We start from the raw sequence: 24,439 nt of genomic DNA on the forward strand, positions 1-24,439 counted from the left end.
ACAAACCTTGCAACGGCTCACTCCGCTATCGCGAGCAAGCTCGCTCCCACAAGGGTTGTCGGTGAGCCTGGGATCGTCGCCCGGCCCTATCTTCTTCATCTGGCAGCAGAGAGGCCTCATATGACTGAGATCTCCTGCCCGCCACCTGCCAATGTGGGAGCGAGCTTGCTCGCGATAGCGTCAACCCAGACAACCCAGAACCTGTGGCGAGGGAGCTTGCTCCCGCTCGGCTGCGCTGTAGGAGCTGCCGAGCGAAGCGAGGCTGCGATCTTTTCAAAGCCGGTTGAGTATCAAGCGAAAGATCAAAGATCGCAGCCTTCGGCAGCTCCTACAGAGGCCAGCGGGAGCAAGCTCCCTCGCCACGGGTGAATGAGTGAGTTCAAGGCCAGAAACGGTTAACATCCCTCTCCTTCGTCTACCCTCACAGAGCGGCGTACCGCCATCCACGTGGGCGTGATGCTTCACCATTCCTTGCCTTCATGTACCGGAGATCCCCCATGCTCAAGCGTTCCCTGGCATTGGCCGTCGGCGTTGCCCTGTCTTTTAGCAGCTTGCTGGCCCAGGCCGCCGACACCTTGAAAGTCAGTGCGATTCCCGATGAGGCCCCGACCGAGCTGCTGCGCAAGTTCAAGCCGCTGGGTGCCTATCTGGAACAGCAAACCGGCATGAAAGTCGAGTTCGTACCCGTCAGCGACTACCCCGCCGTGGTCGAAGCGCTGGCCACCGACCGGATCGACATGGCCTGGCTGGGCGGCTTCACCTTCGTGCAGGCACGCCTGAAAACCGGCAACGCCATCCCCCTGGTCCAGCGCGAACAGGACGCCCAGTTCACCAGTAAATTCATCACCGCCGACCCGGCCGTCAAATCCCTCGCCGACCTCAAGGGCAAGACCTTTGCCTTCGGTTCGGTGTCGTCGACGTCCGGTAGCCTCATGCCACGCTATTTCATGCTCAAGGACGGCATCAAGCCTGAAAGCTACTTCAGTCGCGTGGGCTACTCGGGCGCCCATGATGCCACCGTCGCCTGGGTCCAGGCCGGCAAGGTCGACGCTGGCGTGCTGAATGCCAGTGTCTGGGAAAAACTGGTCGCTGCCGGCAAGGTCGACACGACCAAGGTCAAGGTCTTCGCCACCACCCCAGCCTACTTCGACTACAACTGGACGGTGCGCGGTACCCTCGACCCAGCGTTGGCGGCCAAGATAAAGGCAGCCTTCCTGGCACTCGATCCGGCCAACCCGAAGGACAAGGAAATCCTCGATCTGCAGGCCGCCAGCCGCTTCATCGAAACCAAGCCTGAGAACTACAAGGGCATCGAGGAAGCCGCACGCGCCGCCGAACTGCTCAAATGACCCTGCAACTGACCCAGGTCAGCGTTACCCATGCCAACGGCGTCCAGGCGCTGCGGGGCATCGACCTGCACATCGGCACAGGTGAGCAGGTCGCCATCATCGGCCCATCGGGCGCGGGCAAGTCGAGCCTGCTCAACCTGCTGGCCACCGCCCTGCGCCCGGGTAGCGGCGAGCTGCAGTTGCTCGGTGAGCGCGCCTGGCAGCTGTCTGCCCGCCAGCGTCAGCGCCTGCGTGCGCGCATCGGCCTGATCCACCAATCGCCGCCGCTGCCGCCACGTCAACGCGTGGTCACCGCGGTCCTGGCGGGAAAGCTCGGTCAGTGGGGTATCGGCAAAAGCCTGTTGAACCTGCTGCATCCGCTGGATATTCCAGGCGCCAGGGCGGCGTTGGCCCGGCTGGACCTGGGCGACAAATTGTTCGCGCAATGCCAGCAGCTGTCGGGCGGACAGCTGCAACGCGTAGGCATTGCCCGGGTGTTGTACCAGGCGCCAGAGGTGCTGCTGGCCGACGAGCCGGTTTCGGCCATGGACCCTGTATTGGCCCAGCACACGCTTTCGGTGCTGTGCCGCCATGCCCGGGAGCACAACGTGACCCTGGTCGCCAGCCTGCACGCGGTGGAGCTGGCCTTGGCACACTTTTCCCGGGTCATTGGCCTGCGCGATGGACAGATCCTGTTCGACCTGCCAACCGAAGCCGTGGACCGTCAGTTGCTCGACACGCTCTACGCCAACGAACAGCTACAGTCTTCGCCGACGCCCCCCTCGTCCTTGAGCGTGCAGATCCCCCGATGCTGACACGCGATACCCGAGACCCCGCTACCCGCCCGCGCCTGCTGCTCACTCTGCTGGCCCTCGTCCTGCTGTGGCCGGGCATCCAGTTCAGCGAACTGGACCTTCGCGTGCTGGTGGCGAGCGACAGCCAGAGCGAAATGGGCCGGTTTGTAGCGGCCTTCTGGCCTCCAGCCCATGGCGACGAATTTGTCGAGCTGCTGTGGCAGGCCACCTTGCAGACGCTGGCGATCGCCACGGCCGGCATGGCCCTGGCGCTGCTGTTGGCGGTGCCCGCGAGCCTGCTGGCCAGCCGCGCCCTGTCGCTGTCGGCGGCCTCCCGTGCCGGGCACCCGGGCTATTGGGGTCAACTGCTGCGCTGGCCGGTGCGCGGCCTGCTGATCTTCCTGCGCAGCGTCCCGGAAATCGTCTGGGCCTTGCTCTTCGTCCGTGCCGTCGGCCTCGGCCCCACGGCCGGCGTACTGGCGATCGCCATTACCTACAGCGGCATGTTGGGCAAGGTCTACGCGGAAATCTACGAGTCGGTCGACCAGCGTCCGGCCCATGCGCTCCTGCAATCGGGCAGCAGCCGGCTCGCCGCTTTCTGCTACGGGATCCTGCCCAATGTCGCGGCGGAACTGTTGTCATACACGGTTTATCGCTGGGAGTGCGCCATCCGCGCCTCGGTGGTGATGGGCTTCGTCGGTGCCGGAGGCCTGGGCCAACAAATGGACCTGTCGCTGCGAATGTTCGCTGGCGGTGAAGTGGCCAGCCTGCTGCTGACGTTCCTGATGCTGGTGCTGCTCGCCGATCAACTCAGCCGCCTGCTGCGCTGGAGGCTGGCATGAATCGCCTGATCAACGCGGTCATTGTCCTGGGCATCGGTGCGGCAGTCGTCGCCTCGTTCGTCTACCTGGGCATCGACCTGGGCGAGCTCGGCGACAGCGGCAACCTGCACCGAATGGGCGCTTATGCGCAGCGCTTTCTCAGCCCGGACCTGAGCCTGGGCCACCTGAAGGCGATCGGCCACGGCGCCCTGGAAACCCTCGCCATGTCGGCCCTTGGCACCCTGCTCGCAGCGGTCTTCGGCCTGCTGTTGGCCTTGCCTGCGGCCGGGCGCTTCGGCTGGCCCCTGCAGAGCGCTTCGCGGCTGGTACTCAATGCCTTGCGCGCGGTTCCAGAACTGGTGTGGGCGGCGCTGATGGTCCTGGCCGCCGGGCTCGGCCCCAATGCCGGCACCCTGGCCTTGGCCCTGCACACCACGGGCGTGCTCGGCCGGCTGTTCGCCGAAGCCCTGGAAAATACCCCGTCCGAACCGGCCGACGCCATCCGCCTGCAAGGTGGCAATGCGGTATTGGCGTTCTGCTACGGCACGCTGCCCAACCTCCTGCCCCAGCTACTGGCGTATGTCCTGTACCGCTGGGAAAACAATATCCGCATGGCCAGCGTGCTCGGCTTCGTCGGCGCCGGGGGCCTGGGGCAAATGCTCTACGTCAGCCTCAGCCTGTTCCAGGAAGCCCAAGGCAGCACGGTGATCCTGGCGATGTTGCTACTGGTTTTCGCGGTCGATACTTTGAGCAGCTGGAGTCGCCAGCGCTGGGTCAAGGCTTGAGGTCTTTGGCAAAACCAACACGTTCGATGAAACCACGCAACCTGTGGGAGCGTAATGCTGTTCACTTAAGCCTTCCCGAGATTCTGGTCTTCCGTTCCGAGAGGCATAGTTTTTTGGTGTGTATATCCGTTTTCTTTGTAACGGCTACTTATGGTTCCGCTCTTACAGCGGCTCACTTTTGAGAAGCCCGGAAGCCGGCCCAGTCAAAAGTAAGCAAAACGCTCCTGCCCCACCACTCGGTGCCTCGCCTAGGCTCGGCATGCCCTCACTCCGGCATTGCTCCGTGGGCCCGCCGCGAAGGGCCATCCATGGCCCAGCGCGGCTATCCCGGCATCCATGCCGGGATGCCCACTGCGCAATGCCTGCGTTCGGCCAGCGTGGTTAACGGGGCGCCCGAGATCAACGTCCGCCACGAGGCGGCCTGATAGCCGACCTGGTTCTTGATGGGGACCGCGTTTTTCCTGTGGGAGCGAGCCTGCTCGCGATTGGGCCAGTAAACCCAACATCCATGTGACTGAACCACCGCCATCGCGAGCAAGCTCGCTCCCACACAGGTTCTTGGTCGTTTATAAGATCAGTGTCCACCGCCGATCCCTGTGGGAGCCGAGCTTGCTCGCGATGGCGGTGGATCTGCTTGCATCAATGCTGATTGTGGCACCTTCGCGAGCAGGCTCGCTCCCACATTAATTGGATTGGAGTACGACCGGGAGAACCAGGCCGGCTATCAGGCCGCCTCGCGAGCAAGCTTTGCTCCCACAGATCTGATGGGTGTACGACCGGGAGAGCCAGGTCGGCTACTAGGCCGCCTCGGCGTGGACGTGGATCTCGGGCGCCCCGTTAACCACGATGGCCGAACGCAGGCATTGCGCAGTGGGCCCACGGAGCAATGCCGGAGTGAGGGCATGCCGAGCCTAAGCGAGGCACCGAGTGGTGGGGCAGAAGCGTTTTGCTTACTTTTGACTGGGCCAGCTTCCGGGCGTCTCAAAAGTGAGCCGCTGTAAGAGCGGAACCGTCAGTGGCCGTTACCGAAGAAACGGATATACACACCAAAGCAAGTAGATACCGGCTCAAAAAACGGCGCTTTCCATTCCTGAAACAAGCACCATCTACACCCTATCCATCAACGTCTGCTGGGCATCCGCCTCTCCCTGCAACAGCTCGATCACCCAGTCGATAAACACCCGCACCCTGGGCGACAACTGTCGATGGGGCGGGTACACCGCTGAGATCGGCCACGTTGGCACGTTGTAATCCTCAAGTACCTGAACCAACCGGCCTTCGGCCAATTGCCGTTGCACGTGATAGCGCGGCACCTGGATCAGGCCGAATCCCGCTTCACAGGCCGTCACATAGGCGTCGGCATTGTTGACGTTCAAGTCACTGGGCAATTGCATTTCACGCACCCGCCCCGCCACCTCGAATTCGAACGGGAAGAACCGTCCATTGCCAGACGCAAACCCTATGGCCCGGTGCGCCGTCAAATCCTCCAACCGCCCGGGCGTGCTGGCGCGGGCCAGATAGCCAGGGCTGGCGCACGTCAGTTGGTGCAGGCGCACGATGGGCCGCGCCACCAGCGCCTGGTCGACGACATTGCCGGCGCGGATTGCACAATCCACGCCCTCGCGCTGCAGATGGACCTGGCGGTCATGAAAACCCATGTCCAGTTGCAACGCCGGGTAGCGGCGATAGAAATCCGGCAGGCGCGGCATGATCCAGGTGCAACCAAAGGCGATGGGCATGTCCACTTTCAAGGTGCCGCGCGGCTGGCTGCGTTGCGCCGATAACGAACTTTCCAGGTCATCAAGGTCGTCCAGCAACTGGCCGCTGCGCTGGTAATACGCTTGCCCATCGAGCGTTGCGCGCACCTGCCGGGTGGTGCGTTGCAACAGTTGCACGCCCAGATGGGCTTCCAACTGCTGGATCAGCAGGCTGACAGTGGCCCGGGGCAGTCCAAGGTCATCGGCCGCCTTGCCAAAACCGCCCAGTTCAACGATGCGCCGGAACACCTGCATGGCCTGTAATCGGTCCAATCTCGCGCCTCACTATTTAGATATCACGAATAGTTAAACCAATAATCATGGATTTATCCAGGAAACCGCTTGATAGAGACTGCACAGGTCGTTCATTTCCAGGAGATATCAGCATGAAGACTCGCCAACTCGGCCATCGCGGCCCTCACGTTTCCTCCATCGGCCTGGGCTGCATGGGCATGTCGGATTTCTACACCACGGGTGTGGACGAGCGCGAAGCGATTGCCACGCTCCATCGCGCCGTGGAACTGGGCGTGACGCTGTTCGACACCGCCGACATGTACGGGCCGCACACCAACGAAGAACTGCTCGGACAGGCCCTGCGTGGCAAGCGTGAAAACCTGTACCTGGCGAGCAAGTTCGGCCTGGTGCGCAGCAGCGATCCCCATGCCCGCGGCGTCAACGGTCGCCCCGACTACGTCCGGCAATCTGTCGACGGCAGCCTCAAGCGTCTCGATACCGATTACCTCGACCTCTACTACCAGCACCGCATCGATCCTGAAGTGCCCGTCGAAGAAACCATCGGCGCCATGGCCGAGCTGGTCAAGGCCGGCAAGGTCCGCCACATCGGGATCTCGGAAGCCAGCGCCGAGACCATCCAGCGAGCCCACGCCGTGCATCCCCTGGCAGCGGTGCAAAGCGAATACTCGCTGTGGTCCCGTGAGCCTGAACACAATGGCGTGCTCGCGACTTGCCAGCGACTGGGCATTGCATTCGTCGCCTACAGTCCCTTGGGCCGGGGCTTTTTGACCGGCGAGCTGAAATCACCGGAGGACTTCGCCGCCGATGACTATCGCCGCTTCAACCCGCGCTTCCAGGCCGACAACTTCAATCGCAACCTGGTGCTGGTAGAGCGGGTCAAGGCATTGGCCTTGGACAAGGGCATCAGCGCTGCGCAATTGGCCTTGGCCTGGGTATTGGCCCAGGGTGACCATGTCATCCCGATCCCGGGCACCAAGCAGCGCAAGTACCTGGAAAGCAACGTGGCAGCTTCTTCAGTGGTGTTGAGCGCTGGTGAATTGGCCCAGCTGGACGGGATTTTCGCAGGCGAAGGTGCCGTGGCGGGCGACCGATACCAGGCGCAAACGATGACGTTGTTGAACGGTTGATCCTTCGGCTGGGCTGGCAGTTTCGACAGGCCGGACTCAAGCAGGCCCCAGCCCAGCCGATAACCCTATACAATAATAGCTCCCAGACCTCCGGGTTCTGCCAGTTGCATAGGGTAATGATCAATGGATTGGCCGCTGAATCGCCTGCTGATGTGGGGCGTCCTGATGTTCCTCGCTGCAAGCGCTTGTGCGGCAGAGGCGCCGCTGCGCATCGTGACCGAGGAGCTACCGCCCTACAACATGACGCAGAACGGCCGAATGACCGGCATGAGCACCGAGGTGGTCCAGGCTGTACTCAAGGAGGTCGGCATGGACGCGCCTATCCATTCCATGCCGTGGGCCCGGGCCTACGAACTGGCGCTCAATGAAAGCAACGTGTTGATCTACTCGATCGTCCGCACGCCTGCACGCGAGCCGCTTTTCCAGTGGGTCGGCAGCATCGGCCCGACGCAGTGGTACATCTACTCGCTGGCGGACCGGCCGGTGAAACTCGACTCGCTGGCCGATGCCCATGGGCACCAGATCGCCACGGTCAATCAGGATGTGGGTGAGCAATACCTGGTCTCGAAGGGCTTTCGCATCGGCGAAGAACTGCAGTCGAGCACCAAGTACGAACACAACTACCGCAAGCTCAAGGTCGATCACGTGGAGCTGTGGATTTCCAATGAGCTCAACGCGCTGTACCTGACGCGCCAGAATGGCGAAGACCCGGACAAGCTGCTGATCCGCTCGCTGGCGCTGCCCGAGCTAAGCAGCGCCGACGGCTTGAGCATGGCATTCAGCCGCAAGACGCCGGCCGATACGGTGGCGAAGTTCCGTGCGGGCCTGGAGACCATCCGGCGCAATGGCGTCTACGATGCCATCCTGCGCAAATGGTTATGACATGGATGCCAATTTCCGTAGGGCGTCCTCCTTACAACCACAGACCAAGGCGTTCAGCTCCCTGGGACGCCGCCTGGTACTGGCAACGCTGTTGTTCTGCCTGCTCTTTACCCTGGTGATGGTCACCTGGCGTACCTGGATGGCCTGGGAAAACAACCTGGCGGAAATGAATTCGGAGCTGGCCCTGATCGACCAAGTGTTCCAGAACACCCTGGCCCATGCCATTTGGGAACTGGACCGTGAATCCCTCGACCAGCAAATCGCCAGCGTCGCCATGGCAGCGCCCGTGGGACGCCTGGTGTTGAACATCCTTCGCCCCGGGCAAGCGCCTGAAGTCATCGAGCTCAATCGATACCCCGTCGGTCAATCGGGCGTGGTGCCGGTGCTGCATCGCCAACTCATCGCACAACCCTATGCCGGGGCCCATGAAAAAGTCGGCGAGCTGACCATCGAAGGCGACAATAACCTGCTGTGGGAGCGCCTCTGGGGCGAAGCACGCAGCATCGTCATCACCCAGCTCATCCAGTCCTTGCTGCTGGCCGGGTTGATCATGACCGTGTTCAACCGGCTGGTGACCGTGCATGTGGTGCACATCGCCCGGCACCTGGGCGAACTGGCGCCGCAAACCCTCAAGCGGCACCTCAAGCTGCAACGGGCGGTGCAGCGCCAGGACGAACTGAGCCTGCTCGAACACCAGGTCAATACACTCCAGGACAATCTGCGCGCCCATCTGGAACGCCAGCATTCGGACGAACTGGCCCTTGCCGCCAGCCGCGACCAAATGGCCGAACTGGTCGAGGCCCGCACCGCAGAATTGAAGGCGGCCAACCAGGCCCTCGAAGCCCTGTCACGTCACGACGATTTGACGGGGCTGGCCAACCGTCGCTATTTCGACGAATTGAAGGACATCGAGTTTCGCCGGGCGATCCGCCACAAGACCCCGCTGGCCGTGCTCATGTGCGATGTCGATTTCTTCAAGATCTACAACGACACCTACGGCCACATGCAGGGCGACTTGTGCTTGAAAGAGATCGCCGAGACCCTGCGCAGCGTGTTCGGCCGCTCTGGCGAACTGACCGCGCGCGTCGGCGGCGAAGAGTTCGTCGTGGTCCTGCCCAACGTCGATGCCGCCCAGGCCTGCGAGGCCGCCCAACGTTTCCGTGCAAGCCTGGCGGAACGTGAACTGCCCCACAGCGGTTCCAAGGTCTCGTCGTTTGTCACCGTGAGCATCGGCGTCGCCGAGCTGGACCCGGAGACCATGGACCATTTCGATCAACTGCTGCAACGCGCCGACCAGGCGCTGTACCGGGCCAAACACAAGGGACGCGATTGCGTCGCCCTGTAAACCATCGCGTGCCATGAGGTCTGTATATGCACTATCGCCTGATACTCTGCTCGTGCCTGCTTCTCACCTCGATCAGCCTGCAAAGCCACGCCGAGACGATCGAAGTCGTGACCGAAGATTCCCTCTATGCCTACCAGCGTGACGACAAGGTCGTCGGGCCGGGCAGTCGCATCGCCGAAGAAACGCTGAAAAACGCGCAGCTCACCGACTACAGCCTGTCGCTGTACCCGTGGGCCCGGGCCTACGAAAAGGCGCTGCACGAGCCTAACGTGTTGATTTTCCCGCTGGACCGCACCCCGGCCCGCGAGCAATTGTTCAAATGGGTCGGTGAAATACACCGGGTGGCGAGCCGGCTCTACAAGATGCGAGACAGTGAGGGCATCGCCGTCAACAACCTTGAGGATGCCAAGCAGTACAGCATCGGCGTGGTGCGAAATGACGCCAAGCAGATTTACCTGCAACAGCGTGGGTTTACCCGGCTGGTCATCTCGGCCAACAACCACGACAACTTTCAAAAGCTGCTGAATCACCAGATCCAAATGCTGCCGCTGCCGGAGAACACCGCGCGCCTGATGAGCAAGGATGCCCAAGTGGATTTCACTTCGCTGGAAGAGGTCTATACCCTCGACGAGCAACCCCACAAGGTCCACCTGGCGTTCAGCCTGAGCACACCTGACGAAGTCGTCGCCAAGGCCCAGCGCGCTTTCGAGCAGCTCAAGGCTTCCGGTGAAGTGGCGCGGATCATGAACGAACAGCGGTAGACTCTGGGGGATCACACCACAAGCAAACGATGAGGTATGTCCCGATGAGCCAAGCGTCCTACGTTCCGCCCAAGGTCTGGAAAAACGACGCCCCGTCTGGCGGCCAGTTCGCCAGCATCAACCGCCCTATCGCTGGGCCGACTCACGAAAAAACCTTGCCGATTGGCAAGCACCCGTTGCAGCTCTATTCCCTGGCCACGCCCAATGGCGTGAAGGTGACCATCCTGCTGGAGGAACTGCTGGCGTTAGGTCATACGGGCGCGGAATACGACGCCTGGCTGATCCGCATCAGCGAAGGTGACCAGTTCTCCAGCGGTTTTGTCGAGGTCAACCCCAACTCCAAGATCCCGGCCCTGCTGGATCGCAGCGTGGAGCCTGCCCTCCGGGTCTTCGAATCCGGTTCGATCCTGCTCTACCTGGCGGAAAAATTCGGCGCCCTCCTGCCCACCGACCTGGCAGGCCGCACCGAAACACTGGACTGGCTGTTCTGGCAGATGGGCTCTGCCCCGTACCTGGGTGGCGGCTTCGGGCATTTCTACGCCTATGCACCGGAAAAATTCGAATACCCGATCAATCGCTTCACCATGGAGGCCAAGCGTCAACTCGACGTCCTGGATCGCCGCCTCGGCGAAAGCCAATACCTGGCAGGCGATGACTACACCATCGCCGACATCGCGGTCTGGCCCTGGTATGGCCAACTGGTGCGCAACAACGTGTACGGCGCCGCCGAATTCCTGAGTGCCCACGAATACACCCATGTGCAGCGCTGGGCAGAGACGATTGCCAAGCGACCGGCCGTCCAGCGCGGACAGCGGGTCAACCGCACGTGGGGGGATGAGGCGAGCCAAGTGCCGGAGCGGCATGACGCTGGGGATCTGGGCTGAGGGCCAACCGCCACACCTACCGCGCTCAAGCCGGCAGCGTCAGGCCCCGGTCGCTGAAATACCGGCTCAACGTTGCCGCAGACGCTTGGGGATCCGCCAGGGCGACGTAAGTATCGGGACGCAGCAGATAGGCGGCGTCCCGACAGAGCCCGACTTTATGATGCTCATCCCGCCAGGTGAACGTGTGCAGAGGGATCTGGTGCTGGCTGCTCCAGGCTTTCAGCTCCGCCCCGGCCTCGCCGTAGACATGCACCTGCCAGCCGATGGATGCGAGCGGTTCGTAGTTGTCAGCGCCCGGCACCGGTACCCAGGGCAAACGGTCACCGCCCAGCACGTCACCCGCCTTGCCAGCACTCAACGGGCTCTGGTGATAATTCAAGGTGGTTTGGGACACCATCCGGAACAGGTACTCACGCACGTTCTCGCTTTTGTAGGCAACACTCGCAAAAAGCGGTGCGATGCGCGTGCGCACGAAGTCGGCAAAATTGCCTTGGGCGGTTGCAAAGGTGAACAGCCGGTCCGTCGTTTCCACAAGCTTTTGCGCAAACGCCTGGCGTTCGACCTGGTAGCTGTCGAGTAACGCGTCTGGTGCCTGTCCCTTCACGACCGCCGCCAGTTTCCAGGCCAGATTGATCGCGTCGAGGATGCCGGTGTTCATGCCCTGTCCACCGGCCGGGCTGTGGACGTGCGCAGCATCCCCCAGCAAAAACGCCCTGCCCCAGCGGAACTGATCCGTGACGCGATGATGGACCCGGTAGGTGGAGAACCAATTCACGCCATTGATCCTGATGTTCAGGCCGTTGATGGCGTCATGGCCAACGTCCTCAAACGTGAGCGTCTCTGGATGTTCTGCGCGCTCGTCGCGAACCGTACCGATCAGGCGATATTGGCCAGTTTCGCCATAGAAAAACGCCAACACGAATTCGGATTTATCAAAAGCGATATGAGCCTCCTCCGCAGGCTCGAAACCGCTGGCAGACACATCCGCCACGTAGAACAGCTGTTTATAGGTGCCGCCCTCGAAGCCGCTTCCCACCTGATGACGCACGAGCGAACGCGCGCCATCGCATCCTGCGAGGTAAGCGGTCGTCAGCGTTTCTTCGCGACCATCAGCGTGTTTCAAGAGCGCGGTAACGTGATCGCCACGGTCCTCGAAGGACAGCAGTTCGGTCTGCCGCTCGACTTCGACGCCCAGGGACTGAAGCTGCTCGACCAACAGCCGCTCATGACGATCCTGGGGGTATATGAGGACAAAAGGATAAGGCGATACATCCCCGCCAGCGTCCACCAGGGGAATCCGCGCCTTGCGTTTCCCCCGGGCCCACATGTTCATGGCCGGGGTCTTGTACCCAGCGTCGATGACCGCACCGGCCATGCCAAGCTGGCGATACAGCTCAAGTGTGCGGGCCTGGACGGCCATGGCACGCGAGGTTTCCCCCGGCCCGCTGCTCTTGTCGACAATCCTGACAGCAAGCCCCTGCCGGGTGAGCCACAAAGCCAGGACCAATCCAGTAGGGCCGGCCCCCACAATGAGAATGTCCGTTTGCGCCATGATCGTGCCTCTGGAGGAATGATGACTCTGGAGGCACTTAATGATGGTCGAGGAAGGCCGAATGTCAACGAACGGCCGGCGGGTAAGTAAGGCACATCGTTCTGCGGCTACTGTGGGGGCGAGCTTGCTCGCGAAGGCGTCATGACCGTCGACATCGAAGTCGCCTGACACACCGCTATCGCGAGCAAGCTCGCTCCCACAGAGTGCTGTGCAAGTCGAAAAGCCGAGGTCCCACTGCTAACCCAGTGTGGGAGCGAGCTTGCTCGCGATAGCGTCATGACCATCAACATCGAAGTTGCCTGACACACCGCTATCGCGAGCAAGCTCGCTCCCACCAGTTTTTCGTCAGGTGCTCAGCGGCTGGTCTCCAGCTTATATCCATCACCCGCCGACGCCGGAGTCGTTTCATTGGCCAGCGCAAAAACACACTCATCCAGATAAGGCCTGACATCCGCCCATTTCCTGTGATCGGCGATAAACCCTCTCAGCTTCTTGCCCGCATCCACGACGTCCGGTTCATGGGCCATCAGCATGATCCTGGCGACTGAACTGGCGTCATCGGCCTTGTGCTTGGCATGATCCTGCCGGGCGTAAGAATGAAACTCCTCGATTCGCCCCAGCACAGCCTCGGCACCGCCCATGCACTTGTCACCCAGCACCTCTTCGCGCCGCTGCGCATGCCCACCGGCAAAGCTGTCCTGGACCAGGTGAAGCAAGCTGCCAAACGCCACCTGGTTCACATTCGCCCGCAGCCATGGACGCCCCACGGCAAAAAGATCCTGCACGGTCTGCCCGTTACTGAAATGCTGCTCCCAGCCTTCGATCTTGATGTCTTTCAAATAGGTATTGATGGGATAGGTCCCATCGGCAACACCCCAGGCGAACTCGGCCCACATCATGATTTCACGCTTGGTCTGCTCTGGCGTGGCGCCCTCTTGGGAAGCCATGGAATGCAAGAACTGCAGGTCGCCAAAATGCGAACGAGAGATGTAGTTCCCCGCGCCCATGAACGCCATCGGATCAGAAGCGCTTTTGCTCTCGGCTTTCTCGAAGAGATTTACCCAGCACCGCGTCTGCGAGATAAAACCAACCGAATAACGCCCATCGCAGCCCTTGGTCTTGGCATCTTCCGCGCCCGGCATGAACACCGGATCATCGTTCCAGCGAACCCCGGCAATGATGTAGGCACCGGCATTCTCCAGGTTGGGGTTGCTGCACTCCTGCCAATCCCCGTCGCACCCATAGATCTTCTGCGTCAGCGCCTCATGGGCAGGATCGGAAAAATTGTGCAGCGCAAAACTGGCGAAAGGCACCGTCGCCTTATAGGAAACCCCGTATTTCTTGGCCATCTCCCGCTCAGCCAAGGTGCCATCCGGCGAAAGCTGAAAAGCGTTGGCCTGGCCGATGCAACCCAACAAAACACCCCAGGCCACTCCGGACACGGCTTTGTATGTATTCATGGATTGTCTCTGCAAAGGGCGATGACGGGCAGGTTCTCGTCTCGCGCCTGGGGTTGTGGTGGGCGTGGTAAATGGCAAGACGCCATCGTCGATAGCATAGCGGGTGTCGGTTTGCCGTCCAGGCGTCATGGAGCTGATTTTTCACCGCTCTGGTGCTGCACCACCAACCCGAAGAAACCGGGGACAGGCCATGATTTGAGTTCACCTGTAATCGGTCCGCCCCATAATCGTGGCCTGCCCCCGCCTTTCCCCTTCCCGACTAAGTGGGATGCGTCGTTAGCTATTGGAGTGTTTTGATTCCCCGGGTCTAACTGTCATGACTTTCACTACATCATCAATCACCGCTTTGCTCATCTCCATTAAATAATGAGCCGCCCAAGCATGACGGTCCGTTTTCCTTTCGAAGGTTGCATCCTCTGCAAGCCGGTAGGCGAGATGCAAGAGATCTGACGCTTGTTGCAACGCTTCATTTAACGGAACACCGCCGTTAACGCGGAACAGTGGACGATCGGAGCAATAATGGAATGGGGTGTAGCCGATGGTTTTTGCTTCTGCTTGTTCAGTCATTTGCTATCTCCACTGACTGAGATGCAGCGGGACTGCGATACAGAACTGCTGAGCAGATGAGGCCGTTTTCTTGATCTATTGATATGCATTGTTCAGCTCCCTTGATTCGAAGAGCTGCCGCATCCGTCACCAAGCGAATGGGTGGCAGCTGTGCGCAGGTTGGTAAACCGGGGAATCAAGGAAACCGGCACGTCAGAAGACGTCCCACGCACAGCTGCCATAAAACAAAATCGCAGGCCTGAAAGCCTGCAATCCTGTCTGTGCACTGTTACGCCTTATTCCACCGGGTTACCAAGCCCGGTCGCTGAATGTGCAGCGACATCCAGAGCGTAACGCGACAGAAAACCTCCGGCGAGAGGCTTAGGGTCAGAATAGTGCTTTTGGTGGGATTTTCAGAAGTTTCCTACGCGAGGACCCAATGCTCGCAGTCCATCAGGGACAGACACGTTTTGTGGACGCGGCTCAAATTCTCGAAGCACCTTTGAGAGGCTTGAGCACGCGTTGCGAGCAGAGGCCCATCAAGAGGCGCGGGTATTGGAGTAGATTTGTGGGGATTCCTCAGGGTCTGCTCCCGTTTCCTTTATTGACAAAATTTATCGCTTACCGCCCTATCGATGATGATCTCGGAATGGTCCTTGTCACGCTTCACTATTGACGACACTGTCCGAATCAGCTTGATATCAAGGACCTTTCCACAGACCTTAATGTTTTGACGATCAAATGACTCTAACTTTTTTTCGTCACTGTCATTATTAACGTGCGAAACGAAAATTACGCTGTAGCTTCCGCCACTCTGGACTACCTCAGAACAGGTCGTAGCATCGAATTCGTTGCAATAGGCTATTGGTATTGCCAGCTTATTTTCAATACGCAGCTCGTCAAAAAAAACCTGCTCCATCTCTATCAAAGAACAGCTAGACAACGCCAGTGGCAGAACCGACACTTTAACGACGTGTAGAAATATAGATAAGATTTTTGACATAACTCTCACTCGCAATAGATCGGTCATATTTTGCTTTATCGCTCACTCGCTCGTAGTATTTCATCAGATTTATTTCGCCCGTTCAGGAAGCAGAGGCCCGCGTACCGTTTTCGCCTCCAAAGATCCCGGAAGTCCCCTCGTGGCCCCACGAATACTTCAAACCTTCTGCCAGCGTAAGGATTGGGTGCCCGATTTCGTGTGCCGCAACAAGTTTATAGTCATTGTCAGCCCGCTCCAGCCTGCCACTACTATACCCTTGCTGACAATAGATGGTGGCGCCCGGAATCGAGAATGGAAAGAACGCGCCATTCGTATTGAGCGAGCGCGCATAATCTTTTCCACTTTCGATTTTCAGGCTAATCGGCATACCTTCTTCATTTTTGCTCACGTTAACATTAACAGCATATGTATCGCCATTCAGGTCAATAGTGCGGCTCCAGAACCTAGATACCCCATCCTGGGTTAAAGACATCAGCTTGGTCGCTTGCGCCTCCGTTAACGTACCGGTGTCGTACTTCAAATTAATACTCACCCCAATCGTCTTATTGGCTGAGTCAATCGTGGACTCGAACCAGTTCTAGAAAACGGGGACAGAGAAAACGGGGACAGAACACGTTTTCTAAACTAAGACGACAATCGCTGTCCCGCCCTCCGGTCGACCTCGCTGAACTCCCCGTTCGATCATTGCTTCAGTTTCATCAGAAAACGTGGTCTGTCCCCGCTTCCCTTCGACGGTTCCGGATACTCACTTAACGCCAGACGCGTAGCCTCCTTAGCGATTGGCTCCATTTCATCCAAGCTCATCAACCTCTTCATCACCATGGCTTCCACCCATTCAAGCTATCACCCCTCGGAACAAATATGCCTCGTTGCCCCATAGAATTGAACGCAAGGATACGCCAGGTATCGAGACGCATGCTCTGCGTGGCATATGGAGAGTCCTTTCGTACAAGTCGGACCAAAAACTTAGTCAACTCCAGAAGAGACAGCACCCTTTTCTATTCCCCTACTGTTTCAGTCAATAAAAATACATCAGAAGACTTGATCTGCGCGCACTGCCCCAAAGCTGCCAACTGGTTTTCGCTATATAACAGACTGCAACGAAACCGCCATCTCCAATGCAACCTTCGAATAATTCACACTACCATCAGAAGCCGGCTGCTGTTTCAATTCATCTAACGCATACACAACACTAGCTTTGTAACCAGACCGAAACAACCGAACGTCTTCCCTGTCATTGACATAAATACCAACAGCTCGCACCGAGCCGTCTTCTAGCTTTAAATCAAGCATATTATTTGCTTGATGCTTATCTTGCCCCGCAACATAAGCCCGCAAAATGACGCCAGAAACGAATAACAGTGGCATTCGTCCTTGGCGGATGCTATCCCACCAATCTGCTGATCCAAAAAGTCCATAGATTCCTTTAAGACCCCTAAGCGGGCGGGTTCTATCCAATGTTAAAGCTTGAGTCAAAGATACTCTTTCGTGATCTCTTTCCAAGTCATGTTCAAGACGATAAACCAACCTCATTGACTTATCATCTTCGCTCAAGCTAAAAACAATTGAAGAACTCATCTAGCCAACCTCCTTAAACCGGGGCCCCTCAGGGTCTGACCTAATTTACCCTTGGCAAAATTTATCGCTTACCGCCCTATTAATGATGATCTCGGAATGGTCCTTGTCACGCTTAACTATTGGCGACACTGAGCGAATCAGTTTGAGATCAAGGACCTTTCCACAGACCCTGATGTTTTGTCGATCAAATGCCTCTAAATTCTCTTCGTCATCGTCATTATCAACGTGCGAAACGAAAATTACGCTGTAGCTTCCGCCGCTTTGGACTACCTCAGAACAGGTCGTAGCATCGAATTCGTTGCAATATGTTATTGGTATTGCCAGCTTATTTTCAATACGAAGCTCGTCAAGAAAAACCTGCTCCATCTCTATCAGACAACAACTAGACAACGCCAGTGGCAGAACAGTCACTTTAATAACGTGTAAAAATATAGATAAAATTTTCGACACCACTCTCACTCGCGATAGATTGGGAATATTTTCAAGACATTATCTTATTAGCCACTTCAACATCTATTGAAGACACCATAAAAATTCTCGACTGCATTGTTAGCCTCATCAGACTTCACCATAGATTCCCTAGTATGCGTCAAGTGAAAATGTGGCTCTACGCTCCTTCTCCCTCATCAGTAAGCACAATATTCGCCAGCAATGAACCTAGAGGAAGCTCCTTCGTTTTCCTAATTATTTGGCCTATTAATGTCCAGTAGACATCAAGGTCTGAAACCTCTAGGTTTTCGACAACATCTTTACCACCGAGAAACAATGGCACCCTATAGCCGATACAGTCTTCATAGCTAGGAGCAGCACCTTGAGCTAACCATTGAATATGGAAGCTAACAGCTAAGGCCTCTTCTCGGAACTCCATCAATTCTTCGTTATGAAAAGTCACGATATTGCAGGGAATCTCTAGCACCTCTCCGGTTCCTGGCTCAAACATAACAACTCCAGAATGCCCCCCTTCCAACCGACCTGAATCCAGCGCAAATATGCGACCTAGCCAATCGTAACCAAAGCATTGCACACGCCCATCGAAATTGGGAAACGCATATTCAATGACTTGGTTCCACTCACTAATCGAGCTAGGCGCCATCACTCGATATAATGCTCTATCAAATGAACACCCTCCAAACTCCGACATCAGTTCAGACACCCCATAAGCGTCGCCTTTAATATCCAGAGCAGTCAGGCCTTTATCGACTACACGATAATCCTCGGAGAAAGAACTGCGGAAAACATCATACATTCATCAATCTCCGATCTTCATATTGTCAACTTTAAAAAACATTGGAGCAGTTCACATTTTCTACAGTATCCGCTTTTGTTACCCCTGCTCCTTTCGCCTACCGCTGACAACTTGATTTCAATAGCGCACAGCTTCAAAATGCTGTTGCCTCGTCAACCATGTTTTGTTTTCTGGGCTTATTGGATCGCCACCTAAAATGACCGGTACGATCTCGAACAACTCCATTCCCTTGGGGCGCCCTGGCTTATTCATCCTCGTTTGCCAACCGAGCAAATAGATCGGGGAGATCGTAGGCTAGCGTTTCGGCATACCGTCGATCCATGCCTATAAACGGGATGCGTACTATCGGCATCGCTGCGTCATTGGTATCGAAGCCATACCCCTCTCCGCCTCCGCTCGAAGCGAACAAGAAGATGCCCGGAGCATAGACTTCTACTTCGTACTCCCGATTGAAGTCGGCCAATTCCTCTGCACTCCAAAAAATAATGTAATTCTCGCCTATGAAACCCTCGCCACCATTATGCTGCTTGAGAAAGTCGATATAACTTTTTGGAAGTGCCATACCCGAGTGAGTCGAGAGGTCATTGAGGATCTCGGATTCAGCTGGGTCATTGAACTCCCCCTCTGTCAAATGATATTTCATAGCTAACAATACCTACTCCAATCAGTTGGTTCGTCTGACGGACTTTCCTTTTCATCTATAGCCCACAGCACCAATTTCTCTCCCGTCAACCAAAGGGGAACTCCTGGCGTATCAAATACTTCTTCAATAGAAACCAGAGTTATTAACTCACCCTGTGATATTTGACGGCAAACTCAAAAACCTCGCCCCCCTACCCTAAGATCTATCAATCGATGTACGTCAGGGTACTCACCATACTTTTCCGAAATTATTTCTGGATGGATGCTGAGCACTTTAAACAACTCTGCACTATCACCAGACTCAAGATATCGAAACAGAGCAGATTTAAGTTAACATTGAATGCTCAAGCAAGCTCTCCCAATAGCAGACACATGTAGGGACAGGTCCCGAGAATCCATTATCCCTCGTAAACAGTAGCAGCAATTAACATTTCCGCAGCAATCCGCCAAGTTATTTTATCAACATCAACAGCCTCCCCCATATTTTTGTAATACCCACCCATGTCATTCGCGAAACCTGAGAGCCCCAAAAGAAACTGATCCAGAGTATCGTTCTGCCACTCATCACGATTACTTACATAATCCCGACTTAATATCTCAACAAAATCGACAAAACCTTCTCTTGTTGAAACAGCCTTTGCGCATTCACACAACTCATCACTCGTCATAATTTATTCCCGGGAACAGATCACGATTATGAAACGGACCAATTACAGGTGAATTCAAATCTCGACCTATCCTTGCCCCCTTACATTATCTTTCTTTGCCAAACACTTGACTTAGAGCTCCGCCACGCATGCCACCCAAGCGGAAGATCAGCCAGCTCAATAATAGTTGGATCTAGCGTCACAATACTTTGCAAACTAACCATCATTGCATCGTCTTCGCTGACAGGCTCCGATTGATTGGTATGAAACTGCCAAGCACCATCATCGCCATCATGCGAAACATATGCTATCCAGTCACCCGATAAAACTATTTTCTGATTTGCAATAACTGCGACGTTCGGAGGATCACTAAACTGCCAATCTGGCATTGCCATATTTCTCGTCCTTAACTGTTTTTTTGTCTATTCTGTTCCGCGCTCCCACTACAACGGCACCCCGCCCGACATATTTAAAGCACACACCCGTCAGCAATCCAATCAGTTAACGACATACCGATCCTTTTAAATTCATCAGGATCCATACTGCCTTGATCCACCAAGTAGACACCTTTACCAGCAAGCGGAAGCATTATAGAACGGCCACCACTATCGTCACCTATAGCAAGATAGGCTGATGCATATTTTTCCACCTCTAGGGTCTTATTCCTCTCAATAAGCTCACTGGAAGAATATAAAATCACACCATTTTTCAATGAAAAACCATCTGCCAAATTAAGCATCTGCACATAAGCATCCGGCAGTTGCACGTGAAAATTTTCTTGCAACTCAACCAACCTAACACTCGAGATAGCACCATTGACTATAGCAACTCCTCCAACATTCGAAATATTCATTTACCCCTCCCAGAAACATGGTCTTCTCCCGCTACCCTTACCGAACCTCCTTTCACTCATCAACCATTAACTCAAAAGACTCCGCTAAAACATCCCAATCCACCCTCAAAAATTCGCCTCATACTTATCACCGCCTCATGAAGGGGGGGGCCGTCTCGCGCCAAGTATTGCTTGTGGCGGCCATAACAAGCGGCAAGAGGCCATCACCGAAGCATAGCGGCTGCCATTTTTTCGTCTAGAGGTCAGAGACTGTTTTTTCATCGCCCTCCCCTGGCACCCATACGAAAGTCGCTGGCCAACAGACGTAGTAAACCCCAACCAAAAGCCCCTATGGGCCACCCCCGCAAATAGCACAAGCTCACGCCCATACAAGCCCCCCAGCCGTGACCGCCACAGAGAATGGACTCCGCACGCATACCTCGTACGCATCACGTCGCGCTCAACCGAGTCCAGCCATGAACCTACCGAACCTCTTCAACAAAGCCCGAACCCGCACTCAAGGGACGGTCAGCGTGGCCTGCACTTCGGGTGAACTCGTCCAGGCGCTGGCCAACGTACGTATCACCCCAGTGCTGATCACCGGATTCATCTCCCCTCACCTGGACATCGATCAAGTCGCCGCCAAGGTCAAGAAGCGCTTCGCCCACAGCGCCATCAGCCTGTGCACGACGTCGGGCGAACTGTGCAACGGCGAGAACACGCTGTATTGCCAGACCGGCGAGACCTGGGATCGGGTGGTGCTACAGCTGTTTGATGCCAGTGTGATTGTGTCGGCCGAGGTGGTGATGGTGCCGCTGGAGTGCGAGGACATCCGCGGTGGCGGCAAGCGCTTGGCCATGCGTGAGCGAATCGCCAGGTTGGTGACTAACATCAAGCAGGCGCAAGTGAGCACGCCGATTGATCATCGCGACACCTTGGCCTACGTGGTGTTCGATGGTCTTTCGGCTTCCGAGTCGTTCTTTATGGAGGCGCTCTATGAGTCGGGACGTTTCCCTTGCCTGTTTGTCGGCGGTTCTGCCGGTGGCAAGACGGATTTCAAAAAGACCCTGATCAGTGATGGGCAGCGCAGTTATCAGAACCACGCGCAGATTGTCTTCCTGAAAACCGCGGCGGATGTGCGCTTCGGGGTGTTCAAGAGCCAGAACTTCCAACCTGCCGGGCTGACGTTCAGCGTGCTGACCGCGTCGGTCGAAGACCGCACCATCGACCAGGTCATCGACAGCCGTGGCAACATCAAGAGCATGGTCCAGGCGCTGTGCGATGCATTCGAGTGCAGTGCGCAGGCACTGGAAAAGAAGCTGGCCGATTATTCATTCGCCATCCGTGTGGGCGATGAGCTGTTCGTGCGCTCCATTGCCCGTATCGACTATCAGCAGCAGATCATCCAGCTGTTCTGCGACGTGGCGCCCGGCGAAGAGCTGGTGATGGTCAAGCGCACGCCCCTTCGCGAGGCGACCCGACTCGACTACGAGAAATTCCTCAAGGGCAAAGGCGGCCGTCCGGTGGCCGCCATTCTCAACGATTGCATCCTGCGGCGACTCAACAACAGCAGCGACCTGGGTAGCATGGCCGGCATTTTCGGCGATGTGCCTCTGGCCGGGTTCTCGACGTTTGGTGAAATCCTCGGCTTGAACCTTAACCAGACCCTTACGGCGATTTTCTTCTTCAGAGTCACCAAGGGCGCCAATTTTGTCGATGAGTACGTCGACAACTTCATCGCCCACTATGGCGAGTTCAAGGCGTTTTTCCTGCGCCGCCAGATCAAGAAGCTGGCCGGCCTGAACCATGTCGTGGTCAAGCAGATCATGGCGTTCAAGATGAATGACTTCGGCAGCGCCTTGGACACTCGCGGCCTGGACAACACCATCCTGCCGGTGTTCGACGGCCTGACCGATCTGGGGCAGGTATTGGCCCAGGCCAGCCAGCAGCAGGCGCAGATGGCGACGCAAATCAAGCACTACTCTGGCGAACTGCACTTGTCGATGGATGACCTCACGGGCACGATCGACCGGCAAAACAGCGTCGCCGAGCAGGCCGGTACGACCGTCGAACAGCTTGCCACCCAAGCGGGTGAAGCGGTGGTCGGCGCCCGTGCGCTTGCCAGTTCAAGCTTGCGCATTCAGTCGATCGTACAGGTCATCCAGCAAATCGCCGGACAGACCAACCTGTTGGCCCTCAACGCCGCCATCGAAGCAGCGCGTGCCGGTGAGATGGGCAGAGGGTTTGCGGTGGTGGCTGATGAGGTCCGCAAGCTCGCGGAAATCACCCGCAAAAATGCTGCGGAAATCGGCGTGGACATTGACTTGCTCTCGACGGAGATCCAAGGCGTCGCCCAACAGATCGAAGACCAGTCCGTCGCCGTCAGCGCCCTGCGCGAGATGCTCGATGCCCTGGAAGACTCGAGCCGCACCACCGAAGGCACCGCACAACGCACGAAGGCCATCGCGGACACCTTGACGGGGCTGACTCACGCCAGCGCTTGAGCAATTGCCACAGGGTTTGGTGTTGARTCCGGATGCTGTGGGCACCCGTAATCCCTTGTGGGAGCGAGCCTGCTCGCGATAGCGGTGGGTCAGCTTGTGGTGATGTTGGATGGGGCCGGCGTCTTCGCGAGCARGCTCGCTCCCACAGGGTTTGGTGTTGRGTCCGGATGCTGGTCCGGACCTGGATGATCAGCCTGCGGGGTGCTCGTTGATTGTGCTCGCAGCCTGGAACAGGATTTTCGCGACGAAATCGATTTCCTGTTCGGTGATGATCAGCGGCGGCAGGAAGCGTACGGTCGCGCCGTGGCGTCCGCCCAGTTCAACGATCAAGCCGTGCTTCAGGCAAGCCTGCTGAAACGCCTTGGCCCGGGCCGTGTCCACCGGCGGATGGCCCTGTACGTCTGGGGTGCCGTGCGGGTCGACGATTTCCATGCCGAGCATCAGGCCGCGTCCACGCACGTCGCCGATCCAGGCGAACTCGTTTTGCAGCGCCTGCAATTGTTTCTGCAGGTGGGCGCCCACCGTTTCAGCGTGCTGGACCAGGCCTTGATCGCGAATAAAACGCAAGGTCGCGGTACCCGCCGCCATCGCCAGTTGATTGCCGCGGAATGTGCCGGCGTGGGCACCCGGCTGCCAGACGTCCAGCGACTCATGGTAGACCATGACCGACAGCGGCAACCCGCCGCCGATGGCTTTGGACAGGGTGATGACATCCGGCGTGATGCCCGATTGCTCGAAGCCGAACATCCGTCCACTGCGGGCAATGCCGCACTGGATCTCGTCGACGATCAGCGGAATGCCGTGGGCCTGGGTCAACCGGCGCAACTCCTGCAGCCAGCGGTCCGGCGCGGCAATCACCCCACCCTCGCCCTGGATCGGCTCCAGGATCATTGCCGCCGGTGCGGTCACCCCGCTTTCCGGGTCGTTGAGCAAGTGTTCCAAGTAGCGCACGTTCAAGGTGACCGCCTGATCGCCGGCCACCCCGAACGGGCAACGATAATCGTGGGGAAACGGCAGGCGCTGCACGCCGGGCATCAGCGCGCCGAGGGCATTTTTCGGCGACAGGTTGCCGCTGATGGCCAGCGTGCCCAGGGTCATCCCGTGATAGGCCCCTTCGAACGCCAGGACCGAGTGCCGCCCGGTGGCGGTACGGGTCAGCTTGAGCGCGGCCTCGACCGCATCGGCCCCGCTCGGGCCGCAGAACTGAATGCGTGCATGGCGAGCGAACTCGCTGGGCAGGCAAGCGAAAATCTCTTGGACGAATGCATCCTTCACAGGGGTCATGAGATCCAGGGTATGCATCGGCACGCCGGCCGCCATGACCTGGGTGATGGCTTCGATGATCACCGGGTGGTTGTGGCCCAGCGCCAGGGTCCCGGCACCGGCCAGGCAATCGACGAACACTTGCCCTCGGCTGTCCTGCACATAAATGCCATGGGCCCTTTCAAGCACCAGGGGAATGCGTCGCGGGTAACTGCGGGCGTTGGACTCCTGCTGTTGCTGACGTTCCAGCAACGGCGTGGAATCGAGGCAGTAAGGACTCGACAGACCGGTGTGCAACAGGCGTAGCTGTTGCGCGCCACCTGCTGTGACATTCGAAAAAGCACTCATGATTTCCTCCATGGAGGCTGGGTTTGGAAGGGAACGAACAGCCTGGAAACAAACATCCGAAACGTTGCAGAGCAGACGC

At 57.5% G+C, this 24,439-nt stretch carries 23 protein-coding genes and 1 pseudogene; 12 read left to right on the forward strand and 12 right to left on the reverse strand.

The genetic code is table 11. The annotated features are described in order from the left end of the window. The first annotated feature begins 497 nt into the window (after positions 1-497). The 5 genes from AB4Z20_RS02935 to AB4Z20_RS02955 all read left to right on the forward strand — a co-directional run bounded on the left by AB4Z20_RS02935 (position 498) and on the right by AB4Z20_RS02955 (position 4,153). Positions 498-1,349 carry a putative selenate ABC transporter substrate-binding protein gene (locus AB4Z20_RS02935; protein ID WP_442089297.1) on the forward strand — a complete coding sequence of 284 codons (852 nt, stop codon included), beginning with the start codon at positions 498-500 and terminating at the stop codon, positions 1,347-1,349. Beyond that, positions 1,346-2,143, forward strand: coding sequence for a phosphonate ABC transporter ATP-binding protein (locus AB4Z20_RS02940; protein WP_253473923.1), 798 nt, complete (start codon positions 1,346-1,348; stop codon positions 2,141-2,143). The genes AB4Z20_RS02935 and AB4Z20_RS02940 overlap by 4 nt, the downstream gene beginning before the upstream one ends. Next, on the forward strand, positions 2,137-2,964 hold the full coding sequence (gene phnE, locus AB4Z20_RS02945) for a phosphonate ABC transporter, permease protein PhnE (RefSeq protein WP_258690984.1): 828 nt from the start codon (positions 2,137-2,139) through the stop codon (positions 2,962-2,964). The genes AB4Z20_RS02940 and phnE (AB4Z20_RS02945) overlap by 7 nt, the downstream gene beginning before the upstream one ends. After that, positions 2,961-3,728 carry a phosphonate ABC transporter, permease protein PhnE gene (gene phnE / locus AB4Z20_RS02950; protein WP_258690983.1) on the forward strand — a complete coding sequence of 256 codons (768 nt, stop codon included), beginning with the start codon at positions 2,961-2,963 and terminating at the stop codon, positions 3,726-3,728. Before phnE (AB4Z20_RS02945) ends, phnE (AB4Z20_RS02950) begins: the two co-directional genes overlap by 4 nt. 239 nt (positions 3,729-3,967) lie before the next feature. Then, the gene (locus tag AB4Z20_RS02955; RefSeq protein WP_442089322.1) at positions 3,968-4,153 is read left to right on the forward strand and encodes a nucleoid-structuring protein H-NS; all 186 of its coding nucleotides are present in this window, start codon (positions 3,968-3,970) and stop codon (positions 4,151-4,153) included. Between the two features lie 681 nt (positions 4,154-4,834). On the opposite strand, the gene AB4Z20_RS02960 is transcribed toward AB4Z20_RS02955, so the two are convergent. Beyond that, positions 4,835-5,758: a LysR family transcriptional regulator gene (locus AB4Z20_RS02960; RefSeq protein WP_442089298.1), complete on the reverse strand. Its 924-nt coding sequence runs from the start codon at positions 5,756-5,758 to the stop codon at positions 4,835-4,837. A 113-nt stretch (positions 5,759-5,871) separates the two neighbouring features. Between AB4Z20_RS02960 and AB4Z20_RS02965 the strand changes: the two genes are divergently transcribed. The 5 genes from AB4Z20_RS02965 (at position 5,872) to yghU (ending at position 10,739) form a co-directional block, all read left to right on the forward strand. Then, a complete protein-coding gene (locus AB4Z20_RS02965; RefSeq protein ID WP_442089299.1) occupies positions 5,872-6,867 on the forward strand; it encodes an aldo/keto reductase in 996 nt (331 codons plus the stop codon). A gap of 123 nt (positions 6,868-6,990) precedes the next feature. Beyond that, positions 6,991-7,749 (forward strand): substrate-binding periplasmic protein, encoded by a 759-nt coding sequence (locus tag AB4Z20_RS02970; RefSeq protein WP_442089300.1) that lies wholly within the window; start codon positions 6,991-6,993, stop codon positions 7,747-7,749. 1 nt (position 7,750) lies between these two features. Next, positions 7,751-9,094 (forward strand): diguanylate cyclase, encoded by a 1,344-nt coding sequence (locus AB4Z20_RS02975; protein WP_214511839.1) that lies wholly within the window; start codon positions 7,751-7,753, stop codon positions 9,092-9,094. A 26-nt stretch (positions 9,095-9,120) separates the two neighbouring features. Further along, positions 9,121-9,855, forward strand: coding sequence for a substrate-binding periplasmic protein (locus tag AB4Z20_RS02980; RefSeq protein WP_214511840.1), 735 nt, complete (start codon positions 9,121-9,123; stop codon positions 9,853-9,855). Positions 9,856-9,899: 44 nt separating this feature from the next. Beyond that, entirely contained in the window at positions 9,900-10,739 is an 840-nt protein-coding gene (gene yghU / locus AB4Z20_RS02985; RefSeq protein ID WP_442089301.1) for a glutathione-dependent disulfide-bond oxidoreductase, read from the forward strand. Positions 10,740-10,764: 25 nt separating this feature from the next. Here the strand turns inward: yghU and AB4Z20_RS02990 are convergent, their stop codons facing one another. From AB4Z20_RS02990 to AB4Z20_RS03035, 10 genes are all read right to left on the reverse strand, one after another. Next, positions 10,765-12,291 carry an FAD-dependent monooxygenase gene (locus AB4Z20_RS02990; RefSeq protein ID WP_442089302.1) on the reverse strand — a complete coding sequence of 509 codons (1,527 nt, stop codon included), beginning with the start codon at positions 12,289-12,291 and terminating at the stop codon, positions 10,765-10,767. Between the two features lie 353 nt (positions 12,292-12,644). Further along, positions 12,645-13,880, reverse strand: coding sequence for a hypothetical protein (locus AB4Z20_RS02995; protein WP_442089303.1), 1,236 nt, complete (start codon positions 13,878-13,880; stop codon positions 12,645-12,647). A 147-nt stretch (positions 13,881-14,027) separates the two neighbouring features. Then, complete coding sequence (locus AB4Z20_RS03000) at positions 14,028-14,318, reverse strand: DUF3077 domain-containing protein (protein WP_053179162.1); 291 nt, start codon at positions 14,316-14,318, stop codon at positions 14,028-14,030. Between the two features lie 1,064 nt (positions 14,319-15,382). Then, positions 15,383-15,832 (reverse strand): hypothetical protein, encoded by a 450-nt coding sequence (locus AB4Z20_RS03005; protein ID WP_442089304.1) that lies wholly within the window; start codon positions 15,830-15,832, stop codon positions 15,383-15,385. Positions 15,833-16,383: 551 nt separating this feature from the next. After that, a complete protein-coding gene (locus tag AB4Z20_RS03010; RefSeq protein WP_442089305.1) occupies positions 16,384-16,878 on the reverse strand; it encodes a hypothetical protein in 495 nt (164 codons plus the stop codon). 607 nt (positions 16,879-17,485) lie between these two features. Next, positions 17,486-18,124 carry a T6SS immunity protein Tdi1 domain-containing protein gene (locus AB4Z20_RS03015; protein ID WP_442089306.1) on the reverse strand — a complete coding sequence of 213 codons (639 nt, stop codon included), beginning with the start codon at positions 18,122-18,124 and terminating at the stop codon, positions 17,486-17,488. A gap of 244 nt (positions 18,125-18,368) precedes the next feature. Continuing rightward, positions 18,369-18,767, reverse strand: coding sequence for an SMI1/KNR4 family protein (locus AB4Z20_RS03020; protein ID WP_442089307.1), 399 nt, complete (start codon positions 18,765-18,767; stop codon positions 18,369-18,371). 397 nt (positions 18,768-19,164) lie between these two features. Then, positions 19,165-19,434, reverse strand: coding sequence for a DUF7660 family protein (locus tag AB4Z20_RS03025; RefSeq protein WP_442089308.1), 270 nt, complete (start codon positions 19,432-19,434; stop codon positions 19,165-19,167). 80 nt (positions 19,435-19,514) lie between these two features. After that, positions 19,515-19,808: a hypothetical protein gene (locus tag AB4Z20_RS03030; RefSeq protein WP_442089309.1), complete on the reverse strand. Its 294-nt coding sequence runs from the start codon at positions 19,806-19,808 to the stop codon at positions 19,515-19,517. 74 nt (positions 19,809-19,882) lie between these two features. Beyond that, complete coding sequence (locus tag AB4Z20_RS03035) at positions 19,883-20,266, reverse strand: SMI1/KNR4 family protein (RefSeq protein ID WP_442089310.1); 384 nt, start codon at positions 20,264-20,266, stop codon at positions 19,883-19,885. Between the two features lie 455 nt (positions 20,267-20,721). Between AB4Z20_RS03035 and AB4Z20_RS03040 the strand changes: the two are divergent. Together AB4Z20_RS03040 and AB4Z20_RS03045 are read left to right on the forward strand one after the other, a co-directional pair. Then, a pseudogene (locus tag AB4Z20_RS03040) lies at positions 20,722-21,876 on the forward strand (FIST signal transduction protein); the annotation flags it as partial. A gap of 372 nt (positions 21,877-22,248) precedes the next feature. After that, positions 22,249-22,749: a methyl-accepting chemotaxis protein gene (locus tag AB4Z20_RS03045; RefSeq protein ID WP_223471818.1), complete on the forward strand. Its 501-nt coding sequence runs from the start codon at positions 22,249-22,251 to the stop codon at positions 22,747-22,749. Positions 22,750-22,938: 189 nt separating this feature from the next. On the opposite strand, the gene AB4Z20_RS03050 is transcribed toward AB4Z20_RS03045, so the two are convergent. Then, complete coding sequence (locus AB4Z20_RS03050; RefSeq protein ID WP_320390325.1) at positions 22,939-24,360, reverse strand: diaminobutyrate--2-oxoglutarate transaminase; 1,422 nt, start codon at positions 24,358-24,360, stop codon at positions 22,939-22,941. Between the last annotated feature and the right edge of the window lie 79 nt (positions 24,361-24,439).

Origin of the sequence: Pseudomonas sp. KB_12 (assembly GCF_052114545.1) — a bacterium.
Lineage (GTDB): Bacteria > Pseudomonadota > Gammaproteobacteria > Pseudomonadales > Pseudomonadaceae > Aquipseudomonas > Aquipseudomonas brassicacearum.

Excerpts from the sequence above, each read along its gene's own strand:
- AB4Z20_RS03025 (WP_442089308.1), bottom strand. The coding sequence starts at position 19,434 with ATGACGAGTGATGAGTTGTGTGAATGCGCAAAGGCTGTTTCAACAAGA.
- yghU (WP_442089301.1), top strand. The coding sequence starts at position 9,900 with ATGAGCCAAGCGTCCTACGTTCCGCCCAAGGTCTGGAAAAACGACGCC.
- AB4Z20_RS03010 (WP_442089305.1), bottom strand. The coding sequence starts at position 16,878 with ATGAGTTCTTCAATTGTTTTTAGCTTGAGCGAAGATGATAAGTCAATG.
- AB4Z20_RS02990 (WP_442089302.1), bottom strand. The coding sequence starts at position 12,291 with ATGGCGCAAACGGACATTCTCATTGTGGGGGCCGGCCCTACTGGATTG.
- AB4Z20_RS02995 (WP_442089303.1), bottom strand. The coding sequence starts at position 13,880 with ATGACGCCTGGACGGCAAACCGACACCCGCTATGCTATCGACGATGGC.
- AB4Z20_RS03035 (WP_442089310.1), bottom strand. The coding sequence starts at position 20,266 with ATGAATATTTCGAATGTTGGAGGAGTTGCTATAGTCAATGGTGCTATC.
- AB4Z20_RS03020 (WP_442089307.1), bottom strand. The coding sequence starts at position 18,767 with ATGAAATATCATTTGACAGAGGGGGAGTTCAATGACCCAGCTGAATCC.
- AB4Z20_RS02975 (WP_214511839.1), top strand. The coding sequence starts at position 7,751 with ATGGATGCCAATTTCCGTAGGGCGTCCTCCTTACAACCACAGACCAAG.
- AB4Z20_RS02935 (WP_442089297.1), top strand. The coding sequence starts at position 498 with ATGCTCAAGCGTTCCCTGGCATTGGCCGTCGGCGTTGCCCTGTCTTTT.
- AB4Z20_RS03050 (WP_320390325.1), bottom strand. The coding sequence starts at position 24,360 with ATGAGTGCTTTTTCGAATGTCACAGCAGGTGGCGCGCAACAGCTACGC.
- AB4Z20_RS02970 (WP_442089300.1), top strand. The coding sequence starts at position 6,991 with ATGGATTGGCCGCTGAATCGCCTGCTGATGTGGGGCGTCCTGATGTTC.
- AB4Z20_RS02980 (WP_214511840.1), top strand. The coding sequence starts at position 9,121 with ATGCACTATCGCCTGATACTCTGCTCGTGCCTGCTTCTCACCTCGATC.
- AB4Z20_RS03000 (WP_053179162.1), bottom strand. The coding sequence starts at position 14,318 with ATGACTGAACAAGCAGAAGCAAAAACCATCGGCTACACCCCATTCCAT.
- AB4Z20_RS02940 (WP_253473923.1), top strand. The coding sequence starts at position 1,346 with ATGACCCTGCAACTGACCCAGGTCAGCGTTACCCATGCCAACGGCGTC.
- phnE (WP_258690983.1), top strand. The coding sequence starts at position 2,961 with ATGAATCGCCTGATCAACGCGGTCATTGTCCTGGGCATCGGTGCGGCA.
- AB4Z20_RS02965 (WP_442089299.1), top strand. The coding sequence starts at position 5,872 with ATGAAGACTCGCCAACTCGGCCATCGCGGCCCTCACGTTTCCTCCATC.
- AB4Z20_RS03015 (WP_442089306.1), bottom strand. The coding sequence starts at position 18,124 with ATGTATGATGTTTTCCGCAGTTCTTTCTCCGAGGATTATCGTGTAGTC.
- AB4Z20_RS03045 (WP_223471818.1), top strand. The coding sequence starts at position 22,249 with ATGGATGACCTCACGGGCACGATCGACCGGCAAAACAGCGTCGCCGAG.
- AB4Z20_RS03030 (WP_442089309.1), bottom strand. The coding sequence starts at position 19,808 with ATGGCAATGCCAGATTGGCAGTTTAGTGATCCTCCGAACGTCGCAGTT.
- phnE (WP_258690984.1), top strand. The coding sequence starts at position 2,137 with ATGCTGACACGCGATACCCGAGACCCCGCTACCCGCCCGCGCCTGCTG.